Genomic DNA, 16,797 nt, shown 5'->3' with positions numbered 1-16,797 from the left:
ACCAACGGCGTCGGCCATCCGGGTGATCGAGGGAAAAGCCCAGCGCGCGGCAGCTAGATTCACCTCGCTCGATCAGGTGATCTCCCGGGTGGGTGAAGCCGTGCGTTTCGATGTCCTCGGTCCGCTGACGGCGTCGGTCCCGCTGCCGTCGGCGGCCCAGCCGCGGCGGCTGCTCGCCGTGCTGCTCGCGCGGGCGGGCCAGTTCGTCGGCCGCGACACGCTGGTCGACGAGCTGTGGCCGGACGGCGCGCCGTCCAGTGCCGCGGCGATCGTGCAGGTCACCGTGTCCAAGCTGCGCAAGACGCTCTCGCCCGGCCTCGGGGCCGCCGAGGCCGGGCAGCGCCTGCGCTCCGGGCCGCGCGGCTACGCGCTGGCCCTCGAACCGGGTGAGCTGGACGCCGACGAGTTCCTGACGCTGCTGTCGTCGGGCGCCGACGACCGCGCGCAACGCCGCCGCGCGCTGGAACGGGCCCTGGCGTGCTGGCGCGGCGACGCGTTCGACGACGTCGCGGGCGGGCCGCTGCTCGAGGCGCACAAGCTGTGGCTGGAGGACCGGCGGTCGGCGGCGCTGCTGCAGCTCGTCGAGCTGGAGCTGGCCGACGGCGACGGCCGCGCCGTCGTCGAGCGGCTCGACCCGGTGGTCGCCGCCCGCCCCGCCGACGAGCGCTTCGCGGCGCGGCTGGCGTCCGCGCTCGGCGCCGTCGGCCACCGCGAGTCGGCCCTGGAGGTGCTTCGCCGGACGCGGCGGGCGCTCTGGGAGGAGGCCGGCGTGTGGCCGGGGGACGACCTCGTCGCGGTGTACCGCCGGATCGCGGGCACCGAGTGGACGACGCCGGGGCCGCCGGCCCAGCTCCCGCCCGCGGTGCCCGACTTCACCGGGCGCGCGGCCGAGCTCGCCGACCTCGGCCGTGCCTTGCGCGGTCCGGCACCGATCGTCCTGCACGGGGCCGCCGGAGCCGGGAAGTCCGCGCTGGCCGTCCAAGCGGCCTGGCGGGCCCGCCGCCGGTTCCCCGACGGCCAGCTGAGCGCTTCCCTGCGGGCGCCGGACGGCGCGCCCGCCGACCCGGCGACCGTGCTGACCGGGTTCCTGCGCCTGCTCGGCGCGGCGCCCGCGGAGCTGGCCGACCGCGCCGGCCTGACCGGGCTTTGGCGCAGCTACACCGCCGACCGGCGGCTGCTCGTGCTGCTGGAGGACGTCACGGCCGAGGCGCAGGTGCGGGCACTGCTGCCGAGCGGGCCCGGGTGCGTCACGCTGGTCACCGCGCGGCGGGAGCTGCCCGGCCTGTGCGGGGCGCGGCCGGTCCCCGTCGCCGCACTGTCCACAAAGGACGCCGAAGCGCTGCTCGCGGCGATCGCGGGGGAGTCGCGGCTGCGAGCGGAACCCGAAGCCACGCACCGGCTTCTCGGCCACTGCGCCGGGCTCGCGCTCGCGGTGCGGATCGCCGGGGCGAAGCTCGCCGCGCGGCCGAGCCTGCGGGTCGCCGAGCTCGCCGTGCGGCTGGCCGACGACCGTCGCCGGCTCGACGAGCTGACCACCGGCGACCTCGGCGTCCGGGCCGTCGTGACGTCGGCGCTGCGCGAGCGGCCCGCGGCCGACCGGTCCCTGCTGCGGCTGCTGGCCGCGTTCGCCGGCCCGGTCCCGGACTGGGGTGCCGCCGCCCTGATGGACCGCCCCCTCGACGAGACCCGCGACCGGCTCGACGCGCTGGCCGGCACCCACCTGCTGGAGCCGGCCGGGACGCAGTGGGTGGTGCCGCCGTTCACCCGGCTCGTGCTGACCGAGGGCCCGGAGCCGGACGCGGTCGCGCTGCGCCGGGCGTGCGAGGTCACCCTCGCCGTCGCCGACCACGCGCGGGGGTGCCTGGCCGAAGGGGCACCCGGCCCCGATCCCGCTGTCCTGCGCCGGATCGCGGCCGACCCGGTCGCCTGGGCGGCCGAAGAGACCGGCCACCTCGCCGCGACGGTCCGGCTGGCCGGGGCGCACGGCTGGCACGAGCTCACCGAACGCCTCGCCGACGCCTGCACCGAACTGGCCGGCACGCCGTGGCTCGGCCACACGGCCCGCGCCGTCTCGGTGCTCGGGCTGGCCGCGGCCCGGCGCCGCCAGGACCCGCGCGCGGAGGCCGAAAAGCTCTACAACCTCGGTTCGGTGCACTGGCAGCACGGCCGCGCGCGGCAGGCGCGGACCTACTTCGTCATGGCGGAGAACCGCTTCCGCCGGCTCGACGACCCGCACGGGACCGGCGCGGCGCTGGCCGCGCTCGCCGACGTCCACCTCGACGGCGGCGACCCGCGGGCCGCCGAGGCCGAGCTGCGGGAAGCCCTCGGCCTGCTGCGCGACTGCGGGGACCGGCGCGGGCAGGCGGCCGCGGCGGCGCAGCTGGGTTCCCTGGCCGAAGACGTCGGCGACGTGCGGCGCGCGGTCGAGAGCTTCGAGGTCAGCATGCTGCTCGCCCAGGAGTGCGACGACGGCCGCTGGCACGACCAGGCCGCGAAGCGCTACGCCGACGTCCTGCGCCGCCACGGCGGGATCGACCAGGCGGCCGACCTGCTCACCGGCGCGCTCGGCGGCGCCGTCCGCACCCGCGAGCGGCACTGGGAGGCGCACGTCCTGCGCAGCCTCGGCGACCTGCACACCGAGGCCGGGGAGCTCGCCGACGGCGAACGCTGCCTGCTCCGGTCGCTGGCGCTGTTCGAGCAGATCGGGCACCGGCACGCCGCCGCTTACACCCACCGCTCCCTCGCCGAGGCCCGCCGCCGCGCGGGCGACCCGGCCGGCGCGCGGTGGCACCTGCGCGCCGCGATGGGCGTGTTCCGGGAGCTGCGCGACCGCCGCGGCGCGGGATACGCCCTGCTCAGCCTGGGGCGGACGCAGGCGGAGGACGGCGCCGGGCCGGAGGCCGCGCGGGTGCTGCGGACGTCGGCCGACCTGTTCCGCGAGCTCGGGTTCCCGCTGTGGGAGCTGCGCGCGCTGCGGGAGCTCAACGCGGTCAGCAGCACGTCGCCCGAGCGCGACCGGACTCGTGAAGTCTTGACGAAGATCAGGACCTGACCCCGGCTCCGGCGCGTCCCGCGGCCGCGGCGTTTGGCGAAGTTATGGCCGCCCCGATTTGGCTGCCGCCGTTCGGATCGTCGCAGGACAAGGAGTCAAGGCATGCCGGGACAACGAATGCTCGCGCGCGTGGCGCTGGGGCTGACGGCTGCGGCCGCGACGGTGGTCTTCGCGACCATCGGCACGGCGTCGGCGAGCGTCGAGGTCACCAAGCTCAGCCAGTCGGCCGCCGCGTCGCAGCTGTCGGCCGCCGGGGTCACGCACTCGTCGAGCGGGAACTGCACCACGCGGTCGAACTCGACCTGCACGTCCTACGAGCAGATCAACCAGAGCACGGTCAGCGGCGTGATCACCCTCAAGCGCGCGAGCGGCTGCGCCATCAACATCACCGGCGGCACCGAGGTCGGCCACGCGTCGGGCACCTACAGCCACTACAACGGCTACAAGGTGGACATCTCGCACAACAGCTGCATCGACGCCTACATCAAGAACAACTTCAGCTACATCGGCCTCCGCGGCGACGGCTACCCGCAGTGGAAGGCCGGCTCCGGCAACCTCTACTGCGACGAAGGCAACCACTGGGACATCACGTACTACACCTGCGGCTGCTGAGGTTCCCGGTCCGGGGCCTGCCCGTCTCGAGGGCTGCGGGCAGGTCCCGGTTACCGGCTGCGACAGCCGGGTACCCCTCCGCGTGGAGGTGACGAGATGACTTCGCACAGCACCCCGGCCGGGCAGCGGACAGCGGTGATCGGCGTCGCCGCCGGACTCGTCCTGCTGGCCGGCCTCTACCTCGTGCTCGCCCCGTGGATCGCCGGCTTCGGCGGGGCGGGCGTGCTCGCCCTGAGCAACACCGTCGTCGGCCTGGTCCTGGTCGCGCTGGCGATCGCCCGCGCCGCCACCCGGCGGATCCGGCTGCTCGGCTGGGTCGTGCCCGTGCTGGGCGCGTGGGCCGCGGTGTCGCCGTGGCTGCTGCGGACCGCGGGGGAGACGCAGCCGTCGACGGCCGCCCTGGTGGGCAACGTCGTCGCCGGCGTGCTGGTCGCCGTCGCGGGTGTCGCCGTGGCGTCCCGGGGCTGAGCACCCTCCGAGTGGACACCCCGGGGCCGGCGCGGAAGGCTGCTCTTCGAGGCCGAAGCGGCCCGGCGAGGGAGGCCCGGTGGACCCCGACGAGATCAAGACGTCCAACCCGGACAAGATCTACTACCCCGAGGCCGGGCTGACCAAGGGCGACGTCGTGGGGCACTACCGGACCGTCGCCGACGTGATGGTGCCGCACCTGCGCGGCCGGCCGCTGACCCTGCGCCGCTACCCCAACGGCATCGCCGGCCAGACCTGGTACCAGAAGGAAGCCAGCCCGAAGCTGCCGTCGTGGATCCGCGTCCAGGCCATCCCGCAGCGCACGACGAGCGACGTGCGGCACGTGCTCTGCGACGACGCCGCGACGCTGGTGTACCTGGCCAACCAGGCGGCCATCGAGTACCACATCTGGTCGTCCACTGTGGACGACCTGGAGCACCCGGACATGGTGATGATCGACATCGACCCGCCCGGCCACGTCACCGTCGCGGACCTGCGCGACATCGCGCGGCTGGTGCGGAAGGTCTACGAAGCCGCCGGGCTCACCGCCTACCTGCAGGCCACCGGCGGGCGCGGCTTCCACGTCGTCGCCCCGATCGAGCCGGCCTACGACTACGAACAGGTCCGCGACCTGGCGAAGGCCGCGGCGGAGGTGCTGGCCCGGCTCGACCCCGACCGGCTGACCACCGCCGTCCGCAAGGCCCAGCGCGGCGACCGCGTCTACCTCGACATCCTCCGCAACGGGTACACCTCGACGTTCGTGGCGCCCTATTCGCTGCGGGCCCGGCCGTCGGCGGGGGTCGCCACGCCGATCGACTGGCACGAGCTCGGCAAGGCCGAGCCGGACGGCTGGACGCCCAAGCGCATCAAGGACCGCTTGGCGCGCAAGGGGGATCCGTGGGCGGACATGGCCGACCACGCGGCCTCCCCCGCGAAGGCGATGAAGCTGCTCGAGACGCTCTGATCACGAACCGGCAGGCAGCGCTCCGTATCCGGTCCCGAGCTGCGCGTGTCCGGGTTCCCGCCGATCCCCAGGATCGCATTCGGGAAGAAATCCCTGTGCAATCCGGAGGAAGGAAGCGGCCCCTCCTTCTTCGTACGGTCGACGCAGACCCACGGACCGCGGAGGATCGCCCGGCACCCCCGGCCGGCTCCGCTCGAAGGAGAGAGCTGTGAACCTCGCCCAAGCAGTCCCCACCTCGGTGGCGTCGGGCCTGGACCCGCGCCGCTGGAAGGCACTGATCCTGTTGTGCACGGCCAACTTCATGGTGATCCTCGACGCCCAGATCGTCATCATGGGGCTGCCGTCGATCTCGGCCGACCTCAAGCTGTCGCCGGTCGCGGCGCAGTGGGCCCTCTCGGCCAACCTGCTGACCTTCGGCGGGCTGCTGCTGCTCGGCGGCCGCTTGGCGGACCTGCTCGGCCGGCGGAAGGTGTTCATCGCCGGCACCGCGTTGTTCCTGGCGGTTTCGCTGCTGTCGGGGCTCGCCTGGAACGCCGAGGTCCTGCTGGTCGCGCGGGCGCTGCACGGCGTCTCGGCTGCGCTGATGGCCCCGACCGCGCTGTCCATCCTGACCAACACCTTCCCCGAAGGCCGTGAGCGCAACAAGGCGTTCGCCGCGTGGTCGGGGATCGCGTCCATCGGTGCCACCGTCGGCCTGCTGCTCGGCGGCACGCTCATCGACTGGCTGGGCTGGCAGTCGATCTTCTTCGTCAACGTGCCGGTCGCGATCGTCATGCTGGTGCTGAGCCCGGTCCTGCTCCGCGAGAGCAAGGACGCGGTCAAGCAGCGGACGTTCGACTTCGCGGGTGCCGTCGTCAGCACGGCCGCGCTGGGCCTGCTCGTCTACGTCCTGGTCGAGGCGCCGACCCGCGGCTGGGTCAGCTTCCACACGATCGGCCTCGGCGTCGTGTTCCTCGCGCTCGTCGCGCTGACGCTGGTGATCGAGAAGCGCTCGGCCGCGCCCCTGGTGCCGCTGCGCCTGTTCCGCTCGCCCGCGCTGGTCGGCGGCAACCTCGTGACGGCGATCGTCGCGATGCTCGCGTTCGGCATGTCGGTCGCGATTTCCCAGTACGCGCTGGGAGTCCTGCACTACACGGCGCTCGAGTTCGGGCTCAGCCAGTCGGCGATGCCGATCGCCGCGGTGTTCAGTGCCTACCTCGCCCAAGCGGTGCTGAACCGGCTCGGCATCCGGGTCGTCGCGGTCACCGGCGTGCTCCTGCTCGGCGCCGGCGTCTTCTTCCTGACCGGCATCTCGGCGACGGCGAACTACTGGGGCGACGTGTTCCCGGGCCTGATCCTGTTCGGCCTGGGCCTCGGCGGCGGCCCGGTCGCCCTCGCGGCGGCGGCCCTCAACGGCATCGCCAAGCGCGACGCGGGCATCGCGTCCGGCTTCAACACGGCGGCGTTCCAGGTCGGCGGCGCGATCGGCGTGGCGATCGTCTCGACGATCATCGCGTCCCACATGGCCCAGGCCGCGACGAACCCGGCCGCGGTGATGGACGGCTTCACGCAGGGCTTCGTGGCGTGCGTGATCTTCGCGGCGGTCGGCCTCGTCCTGGCGGTGGCCTTGCTGCGCAAGCGCGGCGGCGGGCAGCTGCAGGTGGTTCCGGAGCAGCGGACGCCTTCGGCGCACTGACGTCCGGTTCCGCGACGAGCGGCCTTCCCGGTCCGGGGAGGCCGCTTCGTCGTCGTCAGACCGGGATCCGGAGCCAGTCGCCGTCGGCCTTCCCCGGCCGGTAGCCGCTGTCGGCCCGCTTGGCGTAGACGCCGCCGAAGCCGTGCTCCCGCGCCGCCGCCAGCACGGCCTCCCCGTTGCCCCGGAAGTACTGCGGCGCCTGCCAGTTGCCGCCCGAGAGGCCGAGGTCGGTGAGCATGTCGCGGCGCTCGACGTAGGGGAGGTCCAGCGTCGGCCGGCCCTCGAAGTGCAGCAGGTCGTAGGCGAAGAAGAACGCCGGGCAGTGCCGCATCATCCGCTTCGCGTCGTACCCGTCCAGCCGCAGGCGCTGCTCGAGCCCGGCCGGGTCCGGGCGGCCGTCGCGGACCACGACCATCTCGCCGTCCAGCAGGACCTCCGTGGACCCCAGCGTCTCGCCCACCTTGTGCAGCTCCGGCCAGCGGCCGAAGACGTCCGCGCCGGTGCCGTCGTGGGCCGTGACGCGGCCGCCCGACACGCACAGCATCGTCCGGTCGCCGCCCCAGTCGAACTCGTACGCCCAGTCCTCGTCGCGGGTGGCCGGCGGCAGCTCGCCGGGGACCGCCGTCATCGGCTCGAGGAACTCGGGGGCCTCCTCGTGACCCTCGGGGGCCGCGTCGAGGCGCCGGAGCGTCCAGTCGCCTTCGTCCTCCGGGTTGTGGCGGTTGAGGAACAGGTACTTGCCGCTCGCCCGGGCGCCGTGGAAGACCACCTCGACCTTGTGGTTGTTCCAGTGCAGCGTTTCGTAGCGGCCGGTGTCCCAGATCGCCATCCACCCGCCGCCGTACTCGCCGGCCGGGATCTCGCCCTCGAAGTCGAGGTACTCCATGGGGTGGTCTTCGGTGTGCACGGCCAAGCGCGTGACGCCGGGGGAGAGCGGGAGCCCCTTCGGGACCGCCCACGACACCAGCACGCCGTCGCGCTCCAGCCGGAAGTCCCAGTGCAGCCGGCTCGCGTGGTGCTCCTGGATGACGAACAGGTCGTCGTTGCCCGGCTCCGGCGAGCCTTCCGGCCACGGCTCGGGCGTCCGGGAACGGTCACGCTTGCGCCGGTACTCGTCCAGTCGGTCGGCCATCGCGGGACCGGCACCCCCACTTCACGTCGAGACGCACCAGCCTACCCGGGGCCCGGTGCGGCCGGACCTCCCGGCGTGCCAAGCCGAAACGGCCCCGGCGCGTGCTGCGCCGGGGCCGTTTCGGGCGGGGATATCAGTCCGTTTCCGCCATCGCTTCGGCGAACTGCGCCGCGTACAGCCGCGCGTAGGCACCGCCGCTGCCCAGGAGCGTCTCGTGGTCGCCCTGCTCGACGATCTGCCCGTGCTCCATCACCAGGATCACGTCCGCGTCGCGGATCGTCGACAGCCGGTGCGCGATGACGAAGCTCGTGCGGCCGGTGCGCAGCGAGTTCATCGCCCGCTGGATCAGCACCTCCGTGCGGGTGTCGACCGAGCTGGTCGCCTCGTCGAGGATGAGGATGACCGGCTTGGCGAGGAACGCCCGCGCCACCGTGATCAGCTGCTTCTCGCCCGCGCTGACCGTGCCGCCTTCGTCGTCCAGCACGGTTTCGTAGCCGTCCGGCAACGTCCGCACGAAGCGGTCCACGTGCGTCGCCTTCGCCGCTTCGACGATCTCTTCGCGGGTCGGGTTGTCGGCGCCGTAGGCGATGTTCTCCGCGATCGTGCCGCCGAACAGCCACGCGTCCTGCAGCACCATGCCGGTCTGGTCGCGCAGCTCTTCGCGGTTCATCTTCGCGATGTCGACGCCGTCGAGCGTGATCCGGCCGCCGTCCAGCTCGTAGAACCGCATGAGCAGGTTGACCAGCGTCGTCTTGCCGGCGCCGGTCGGGCCCACGATCGCCACCGTCTGACCGGGTTCCACCGTCAGCGACAGGTCGTCGATGAGCGGCTTGTCCGGCAGGTAGCGGAACGAGACGTCCTGGAACTCGACGCGGCCGCGGATCACCGACGGCCGCTCCGGGTGCTCCGGCTCCGGCGCCTGCTCCTCGGCGTCGAGCAGCGCGAACACCCGCTCGGCCGAGGCGACACCGGACTGCAGCAGGTTCGCCATGCTGGCGATCTGCGTGACCGGCTGGCTGAACTGGCGCGAGTACTGGATGAACGCCTGCACCTCGCCCAGCGTCAGGCTGCCCGACGCGACGCGCAGCGCGCCGATGACCGCCACCAGCACGTAGCTCAGGTTGCCGATGAACATCATCGCCGGCTGGATCATCCCGGAGATGAACTGGGCCCGGAAGCTCGCCTGGTACAGCGTTTCGTTCTGCTTGTCGAAGATCGCCGCGGACTCCTCGCGGCGGCCGAACACCTTGACCAGCGAGTGGCCGGTGTACATCTCCTCGACGTGCGCGTTGAGCTTCCCCGTCGTCGACCACTGCTTGATGAAGTTCGGCTGTGCCCGCTTGCCGATCTTCGCCGCCACCACCGCGGAAAGCGGCACGGTGAGCAGCGCGATCACCGCGAGCAGCGGCGAAATCAGGAACATCATGATCAGCACGCCGATCACCGTCAGCAGCGACGAGACGATCTGCGACAGCGTCTGCTGCAGCGACTGCGCCAGGTTGTCGATGTCGTTGGTGACGCGGGAAAGCACCTCACCGCGGGGCTGGCGGTCGAAGTACTTCAGCGGCAGCCGCGCGAACTTGTCCTCGACGTCCTGGCGCAGCCGGTAGACCGCGTGCTGCACCAGCGTCGTCGTCAACCGGGCCTGGACGAGCCCGAAGAACGAGGCGATGACGAACAGCGCCAGCACGACGAGCAGGATCTGCCCGACCTTGTCGAAGTCGATGCCCACGCCGGGCACGAGGTCGACGCGGCCGTAGATGTCGGCGAGCGTGCCGTCGCCGCGGGCACGCAGCCCGGCGACGATCTGCTCCTTGGTGACCCCCGGCGGCACCTGCTTGCCGAGCACGCCCGCGAGGATCGCGTCGGTGGCCTGGCCCAGGATCTTCGGCCCGATCACGGTCAGCGCGACGCTCGCCGCGCTGAGCACGAGCACGCCGATCAGGATGGCCCGCTGGGGCGCCAGCAGCCGCAGCAGCCGCTTGAGCGAGCCCTTGAAGTCGAGGGCCTTCTCCGGCGGCGCGCCGGCGCCCATCCACCGGCCGGGCCCGGCGGTCGCCGCCCCGGTGTTCTTGTGCCGCTCGGCGGTGGGCCGTTCCCCCGCGTCGGTGACGGCGGCCTTCGGCGATTCCGTCGTACTCACGCCGCCTCCTGCTCGGTGAGCTGGGACAGCACGATCTCCCGGTAGGTTTCGTTGCCGTCCATGAGTTCGTGGTGGGTGCCGGTGCCGACGACGCGGCCCTCGTCGAGGACGATGATGCGGTCGGCGTTGCGGATCGTGCTGACGCGCTGCGCGACGATGACGACCGTCGCCTCTGCGGTTTCGGACACCAGCGCGCGGCGCAGGGCCGCGTCGGTCGCGTAGTCCAGCGCCGAGAACGAGTCGTCGAACAGGTAGATCTCCGGCTTGTGCACCAGCATCCGCGCGATCGCGATGCGCTGGCGCTGGCCGCCCGAGACGTTCGTGCCGCCCTGGGCGATCGGCGCGTCGAGACCCTCCGGCATCGCCTGGACGAAGTCCTTGCCCTGCGCCACCTCCAGCGCGTGCCAAAGCTCTTCGTCGGTCGCGTCCGGGTTGCCGTAGCGCAGGTTGCTCGCCACCGTGCCGGCGAACAGGTACGGCTTCTGCGGCACCAGCCCGACCGCCCGGGCGAGCACCGCCGGGTCGAGGTCGCGCACGTCGACGCCGTCGACCTTCACCGTGCCCTGCGTGGCGTCCATCAGCCGCGGGATCAGGTTCAGCAGCGTCGTCTTGCCGGTACCCGTCGACCCGATCACGGCGGTGGTCTCACCCGGCCGCCCGATCAGCGAGATGTCGCACAGCACCGGCTTTTCCGCGCCGGGGTAGCGGAACTCGACGCCGGAAAGCTCCAGGTGGCCGTGCACCGCGCCGGGCCGGACCGGCGACACCGGCGGGCGGACGCTCGACTCGGTGTCGAGCACCTCGCTGATCCGCTCGGCGCTGACCTCCGCGCGCGGCACCATCATGAACATGAACGTGGCCATCATGACGGCCATCAGGATCTGCAGCAGGTAGGACAGGAACGCCGTCATGGCCCCGATCTGCATGCTGCCGGAGTCGATGCGCTGCCCGCCGAACCACAGCACCGCGACGCTCGAGGCGTTCATCACCAGCATGACGATCGGGAACATCAGCGCCATCAGTCGGCCGACGCGCAGCGACACGGTCAGCAGCTGGTCGTTGGCGGCGTCGAAGCGCTCCCGCTCGCGGGAGTCGCGGACGAACGCGCGGATGACCCGGATGCCCATGATCTGCTCGCGCAGCACCTGGTTGATCCGGTCGAGCCGCTCCTGCATCAGCCGGAACGCGGGGCGCATCTTGGCGATGATCGTGCCGACCGCGACCGCCAGCACCGGCACGATCACCAGCAGCAGCGAGGACAGCGGCACGTCGAGGTTCAGCGCCAGGATGATCCCGCCGACGCACATGATCGGCGCGGACACCATCAGCGTCAGCGTCATCACGACGAGCATCTGGATCTGCTGGACGTCGTTGGTGGTGCGGGTGATCAGCGACGGCGTGCCGAACTGGCCGACCTCGCGGGCCGAGAAGTCCTGCACGCGGTGGAAGACGCCGGCACGGATGTCGCGGCCGACGGCCATCGCCGTGCGGGCGCCGTAGTACACCGCGCCGATCGAGCCGGCGATCTGGGCGAGCGTCACGGCGAGCATCACCGCGCCGACGCGCAGGATGTAGCCCATGTCGCCCTTGATGAGCCCGTTGTCGACGATGTCGGCGTTGAGGGTCGGCAGGTAGAGCATGGCGATCGTCTGCACGAGCTGGAGCAGCACGATCACCCACAGCGTGCTCCGGTACGGGCGCAGGTGGCTGCGCAGGAGCTTGACTAGCACAACGGTTCCCCCAGTGGTGTGGACGTGGTGGTGGTCGGTTCGGGTTTCGGTGCGGTGCCGCCGGTCAGCGTCGGCATGCCGGTGGCCAGCTCGTCCAGCAGCCGCTCCAGCGTCGGCAGGAACGGTTCGCCCTCGGTCATGAACCAGTTGACGAAGGCGACGCGGACAGCGCTTTCCACCGTGGAGGCCATCAGCCGGCACAGCAGGTGGTCGGCACCGCCCGCCCGCTTCGCGATGGTCTCGGCGAGGACGCGCTCGACCGCCGCGTGGGCGTTGAGGAACTCGCCGCGCAGCATGAGCTGCCCCATGAGGTCCCGGATACGCGCAACATACGCGCGATCCGGCTCGCCCTCACGCGAATATTGGTGGATCACGGCCTGCTTGACCGACTCCCAGAGCGGCTCGCCCTCGGGCCGGGCGAGCAGGGCTTCGCGCATCCCCTCGTGGCGGTCGACGACGACCGAGCAGACCGCCTGCTCCTTGCTGGAGAAGTAGTTGTTGAATGTGCGGGGCGAGACGCCCACCTCGGTGGCGATGTCCTCGACCCGCACGTTCTCCAGCCCGCGCTCCAGCGTCAGCCGCAATGCGGCCTGCGCGAGGGCGCGGCGTGCCTCGCGCTTCTTGCGTTCGCGCAGCGTGAGCTTCGGGGGCGGTTCCGGCGGCATGAACAGAGTGTAGCGAAAAACTTGCGTGCCCCGCAAAAATTTGCGTGGCACGCAATATTGGGGGCGAACCGGACAGGGCTCCGGTTTTCGGCGTGCGAACCTTCGCTGCCTGCGGTATTGGCGACCGTGCGCGCTCCGTCGCGGGAGGCAAATTGCAAAATTGAGCCGAATGGCCTAGTGCACTGCGCTCACCAGGAGCGACACTTCGCGTACGCGCTCACGAACCGCGCTCGCGCGGGGACGGGTTGTGGACACATAACGAGCCTTTCTGCTTGCATGTCCGTCGTCGCCGCCCGGGGGTCGTCGGCACGTCGCACCGAATCCGCACCTGCGCAAGGAAGAAGAGGGGCCACATGGCGAGCCGGGCCCGGGAACTCCTGGATCGATCACGCGTCCTGCTGGACCGCTCGCGGGTCGCCGCCGCGCAGTTCCTGACGGCGCCGCCGAAGCACCCGGGGTACGCGCCCCCGCCCGGCCCGGCGCTCGCGGAGCTGACCCCGCCCGTCGAACCCGCGGCCGCGCCGCCGGCCGGCGACCCGGTGCTGGCCGAGATCTGCGCCAGCGTCGCCCTGCGCGACCTCAACCTGCTCGACCAGCTCCTGTCCCGGCTGGAAGAGCTGGAGGCGGGGGAGGAGGACCACCACCGCCTCGCCGAGCTGTACCAGCTCGACCACCTCGCGACCCGGCTGCGGCGCAACGCCGAGAACCTGCGCGTCCTGGCCGGTCAGGAGACCGCCGACGACGCGGCCCGCGCGACCTCGGTGCTCGACGTCATGCGCGCGGCGATGTCCTCGATCGACCACTACGCCCGGATCACCATCGGCCGCGTGGTGAACCTCGGCGTCGTCGGCTTCGCCGCGGAGGACCTGGGCCGGGTGCTGGCCGAGCTGTTCGACAACGCCGCCAACCAGTCGTCGCCGAGCTCGCCGGTGAACGTCAGCGCCCACCTGACCGAGCAGGGCAGCGTGCTCGTCCGGATCGAGGACGAGGGCATCGGCATCCCGGCCGACCGCGTCGACGGCCTCAACGCACGGCTGGCCGCCGGCGGCGACCTCGACGACGCGGCCGCGCGCCACATGGGCCTCGCGGTCGTCTCCCGGCTCGCCGCCCGCCACGACGTCACCGTGCGCCTGGACCGGCGCAGCCCGCACGGCACGGTCGCCACCGTGCTGCTGCCCACCGGCATTGTCACCGAGCTGGCCGAGAACGCCTGGTCGGGCACCCGCACGGTGACCGTCGAGCCGGTCAAGGCGGCGGCCGGCGAACCGGTCGGCGTCGGCGGGCTCCCGCGCCGCCGCCCGGGCGCCTTCCCACGGGAGGAGCCGCTCACGCCGGTGCCGCGCAAGCCCAGCCCCCGCCCGCGGCCGATCGAGCAGACCGGCGGCACCACGGCGAACGGCCTGCCGCGCCGGGTGCCCGGCAGCATCCGCGGCGCCGCCCCGGAACCACCCCCGCCGCCGCCGGCGAGCGACGGCGGCTCCGGGCACGACCGGCTGCTGGCCGACCTCGGCGCGTTCGCCGACGGCGAGCGGGCCGCGCGTGCCGAGAACAACCACTCCCAGCACGACGAGACGTCCGGAGGAACCGCCTTGTGAGCGCCCCGCACTCCGCACCGGCGAACTTCGCCTGGCTGCTCGACGACTTCGTCCGCAAGGTCCACGGCGTCAGCCACGCGCTGATCATGAGCGTGGACGGCTTTCCCCTCACCGCGTCCGACTCGGTCGCCGAGGCCGAAGCCGAGCAGCTCGCGGCGATCGCCAGCGGCCTGCTCTCGCTGGCGGGCAACAGCGCGGCGCTGTTCGGGAAGGGCGCCTGCGAGCAGATCATCATCCGGCTCACGCACGGGTACTTCCTCTTCATGGGCATCGGTTCCGGTGCCGGGCTCGCGGTGCTGACCTCGGGCGAGGCGGACATGAAGGTGGTCGCCTACGAGATGACCCAGTTCATCACCAACGCCGGCCACGCGCTCACCCCCGAGGTGCGCGCCGAACTGCGCCAGGTGCTCACCGCGCGCCGCCCCCGGGTGTGATCGGCGTGCCCGAGCAATCTTTCGGGGGGCTGGGTGGCGGGGCCCCCAGCCCGGGGCGAAGCGCCGGAACGCAGGACGAGGATGTGATCCCCGTGTCCACTACGGACACCCCCTTGCCGCGGCGCAGCCGCCGCATCCGGGCGTACGCGCTCACCGGCGGCCGCACCAGCACCCGCCACCAGCTGCTCGTGGAGACGCTGGTTTCGGTGCCCCAGTACGACCCGGCGCTGAGCGACGCGCTCATGCCCGAGTCGCGCTCGCTCTACGAACGCGCCCGCGTGCGGAGTTCGATCGCCGAGCTGTCGGTCGGGCTGGACCTGCCGCTGGGCGTGGTGCGGGTGCTCATCGGCGACCTCGCGTCCCAGGGCGCGGTGTTCGTCCACCCCACGGCGCACGCCTACCACCACGACACCAACGTCCTCGAGAGGATCCTTGATGGGCTCAAGCGGCTCCCCGCCTGAGGGCGAACTGCTGACGATCTCCGCGAAGATCGTCGTCGCCGGGGGCTTCGGTGTCGGCAAGACCACGTTCGTCGGGGCGGTGTCCGAGGTGCCGCCGATGAGCAACGAGGCGTGGATGACCGAAGCCGGCGAAGGCGTGGACGACATCCCGCCCGGCGGCAAGTCGACCACGACCGTCGCGATGGACTTCGGCCGCATCACGCTGCGCCCGGACCTGCTGCTGTACCTGTTCGGCACGCCGGGGCAGGCGCGGTTCTGGTTCCTCTGGGACGATCTGAGCCGCGGTGCGCTCGGCGCGGTCGTGCTGGTCGACACCAGCCGCATCGACGAGTCGTTCGCCGCGATCAACTACTTCGAGAACGACTCGGAGCTGCCGTTCGTGGTGGCGGTCAACCAGTTCGAGGGCAAGCCGGTGCACGACCTCGAGGAGGTGCGCGACGCGCTCGCGCTCGACCCGAGCGTCCCGCTGGTCACCTGCGACGCGCGTGACCGCGCCTCGACGATCGCCACGCTGACCGAGCTGGTCGGCCACACGCTGTCACTGGCGGTGCTGTCGGGTCCGCGCGAGCTGGCCGGCAGCGTCCCGAACACCTGAGAAGGAGAACGAGCTTCATGCGCAGGGTTCTGATCGTCGGCGCCGGGCAGTCCGGCCTGCAGCTGGCCCTCGGGCTGCAGGGCAAGGGCTACGACGTCACGGTGATGTCCGCGCGGACGCCGGACGAGATCCGCGGCGGGCGCGTGATGTCGACGCAGTGCATGTTCCACAACGCGCTGCAGCACGAGCGGGACCTCGGCCTGAACCTCTGGGAAGACGAGACGGTCCGGGTCGGCGGGCTCGGCGTGTCGGTGGCCGGGCCGGACGGCGGCCGCGTCATCGACTGGGTGGGCGAGCTGGACGACTACGCCCAGTCGGTCGACCAGCGCGTGAAGATGGCGGGCTGGCTGGAGCTGTTCGAGGACCGCGGCGGCAAGCTCGTCATCCACGGCGTGATGACGTCCGAACTGGACGCGCTGGCCCGGCTCTACGACCTGGTGATCATCTCGGCCGGCAAGGGCGAGCTGGTCCAGCTGTTCGACCGGGTCCCGGAGCGGTCGCCGTTCACGAAGCCGATGCGCGCGCTTTCGCTGGCTTACGCCCACGGCGTCGGGCCGCGGCCGGAGCACCCGGACATGGCGGCGGTGCGGTTCAACATCGTCCCCGGCGTCGGCGAGCTGTTCATGATCCCGGCCTACACGACCAGCGGGAACTGCGACATCCTGTTCTTCGAGGGCGTCCCCGGCGGGCCGCTGGACTGCTTCGACGACCGCCCGGCCCCGGCCGAGCACTTCGTGCGCATCCTCGACCTGATGCGGCAGTTCGTGCCGTGGGAGTACGAGCGCTGCCGCGACGCCGAGCTGACCGACGGCAAGGCGACGCTGGCCGGCGGGTACACGCCCGTGGTGCGCAACCCGGTCGGGACCTTGCCCGGCGGGGCGACCGTGCTGGGCATGGCCGACGTCGTCGTGGCGAACGACCCGATCACCGGCCAGGGCTCGAACAACGCGAGCCACTGCGCCGCGACCTACCTGGACGCGATCGTCGAGCGCGGTGACCGGCCGTTCGACGCGGAGTGGATGGACGCCACGTTCGAGCGCTACTGGGAGTACGCCCGGCACGTCACCGACTGGACCAACGCGCTGCTCCAGCCGCCGCCCCCGCACGTGCTCCAGTTCCTCGGGGTCGCGGGTGAGAAACCGGCGGTCGCGCGGCGGTTCGTCAACGGTTTCTCGGATCCGACGGACTTCCGGCACTGGTTCATGGATCCGGCACTTTGGGAGAAGTACCTGGCAGAGGTGTAGATCGCACTGTCGCCGGGGGACGATTCG

14 protein-coding genes are annotated in these 16,797 nt (G+C 72.1%); 10 read left to right on the top strand and 4 right to left on the bottom strand.

Annotated features, from left to right (window positions below; translation table 11 throughout):
* The first annotated feature begins 100 nt into the window (after positions 1-100).
* The 5 genes from ACWEN0_RS46660 to ACWEN0_RS46640 all read left to right on the top strand — a co-directional run bounded on the left by ACWEN0_RS46660 (position 101) and on the right by ACWEN0_RS46640 (position 6,771).
* The gene (locus ACWEN0_RS46660) at positions 101-3,052 is read left to right on the top strand and encodes a BTAD domain-containing putative transcriptional regulator (RefSeq protein WP_451988046.1); all 2,952 of its coding nucleotides are present in this window, start codon (positions 101-103) and stop codon (positions 3,050-3,052) included.
* Positions 3,053-3,154: 102 nt separating this feature from the next.
* A complete protein-coding gene (locus ACWEN0_RS46655; protein WP_451988044.1) occupies positions 3,155-3,664 on the top strand; it encodes a hypothetical protein in 510 nt (169 codons plus the stop codon).
* A gap of 96 nt (positions 3,665-3,760) precedes the next feature.
* Positions 3,761-4,132, top strand: a complete 372-nt coding sequence (locus ACWEN0_RS46650) for an SPW repeat protein (RefSeq protein ID WP_451988042.1) — start codon at positions 3,761-3,763, stop codon at positions 4,130-4,132.
* Positions 4,133-4,211: 79 nt separating this feature from the next.
* Positions 4,212-5,096 (top strand): non-homologous end-joining DNA ligase, encoded by an 885-nt coding sequence (ligD, locus tag ACWEN0_RS46645; RefSeq protein ID WP_451988040.1) that lies wholly within the window; start codon positions 4,212-4,214, stop codon positions 5,094-5,096.
* Positions 5,097-5,304: 208 nt separating this feature from the next.
* Positions 5,305-6,771 carry an MFS transporter gene (locus tag ACWEN0_RS46640; protein ID WP_451988038.1) on the top strand — a complete coding sequence of 489 codons (1,467 nt, stop codon included), beginning with the start codon at positions 5,305-5,307 and terminating at the stop codon, positions 6,769-6,771.
* A gap of 55 nt (positions 6,772-6,826) precedes the next feature.
* Here ACWEN0_RS46640 and ACWEN0_RS46635 read toward each other — a convergent pair whose 3' ends face one another.
* The 4 genes from ACWEN0_RS46635 to ACWEN0_RS46620 form a co-directional block, all read right to left on the bottom strand.
* Positions 6,827-7,903: a DNA polymerase ligase N-terminal domain-containing protein gene (locus tag ACWEN0_RS46635; protein WP_451988036.1), complete on the bottom strand. Its 1,077-nt coding sequence runs from the start codon at positions 7,901-7,903 to the stop codon at positions 6,827-6,829.
* A gap of 133 nt (positions 7,904-8,036) precedes the next feature.
* Entirely contained in the window at positions 8,037-10,046 is a 2,010-nt protein-coding gene (locus tag ACWEN0_RS46630; RefSeq protein ID WP_451988034.1) for an ABC transporter ATP-binding protein, read from the bottom strand.
* The gene (locus ACWEN0_RS46625; protein ID WP_451988032.1) at positions 10,043-11,776 is read right to left on the bottom strand and encodes an ABC transporter ATP-binding protein; all 1,734 of its coding nucleotides are present in this window, start codon (positions 11,774-11,776) and stop codon (positions 10,043-10,045) included. Before ACWEN0_RS46625 ends, ACWEN0_RS46630 begins: the two co-directional genes overlap by 4 nt.
* Entirely contained in the window at positions 11,770-12,441 is a 672-nt protein-coding gene (locus ACWEN0_RS46620; RefSeq protein WP_451988030.1) for a TetR/AcrR family transcriptional regulator, read from the bottom strand. The genes ACWEN0_RS46625 and ACWEN0_RS46620 overlap by 7 nt, the downstream gene beginning before the upstream one ends.
* Positions 12,442-12,794: 353 nt before the next feature.
* Between ACWEN0_RS46620 and ACWEN0_RS46615 the strand changes: the two genes are divergently transcribed.
* The 5 genes from ACWEN0_RS46615 to ACWEN0_RS46595 all read left to right on the top strand — a co-directional run bounded on the left by ACWEN0_RS46615 (position 12,795) and on the right by ACWEN0_RS46595 (position 16,770).
* The gene (locus ACWEN0_RS46615; protein ID WP_451988028.1) at positions 12,795-14,036 is read left to right on the top strand and encodes a sensor histidine kinase; all 1,242 of its coding nucleotides are present in this window, start codon (positions 12,795-12,797) and stop codon (positions 14,034-14,036) included.
* Complete coding sequence (locus ACWEN0_RS46610; RefSeq protein WP_451988026.1) at positions 14,033-14,470, top strand: roadblock/LC7 domain-containing protein; 438 nt, start codon at positions 14,033-14,035, stop codon at positions 14,468-14,470. Before ACWEN0_RS46615 ends, ACWEN0_RS46610 begins: the two co-directional genes overlap by 4 nt.
* Positions 14,471-14,562: 92 nt before the next feature.
* On the top strand, positions 14,563-14,931 hold the full coding sequence (locus ACWEN0_RS46605) for a DUF742 domain-containing protein (RefSeq protein ID WP_451988024.1): 369 nt from the start codon (positions 14,563-14,565) through the stop codon (positions 14,929-14,931).
* Complete coding sequence (locus ACWEN0_RS46600; RefSeq protein WP_451988022.1) at positions 14,906-15,526, top strand: GTP-binding protein; 621 nt, start codon at positions 14,906-14,908, stop codon at positions 15,524-15,526. The genes ACWEN0_RS46605 and ACWEN0_RS46600 overlap by 26 nt, the downstream gene beginning before the upstream one ends.
* A gap of 17 nt (positions 15,527-15,543) precedes the next feature.
* A complete protein-coding gene (locus ACWEN0_RS46595; protein ID WP_451988020.1) occupies positions 15,544-16,770 on the top strand; it encodes a styrene monooxygenase/indole monooxygenase family protein in 1,227 nt (408 codons plus the stop codon).
* Positions 16,771-16,797: the final 27 nt, after the last annotated feature.

It is taken from the genome of Amycolatopsis sp. NPDC004378 (assembly GCF_053602455.1).
The sequence above is the reverse complement of the archived record's forward strand: the minus strand, read 5'-3'. Positions and strand labels throughout refer to the sequence as shown.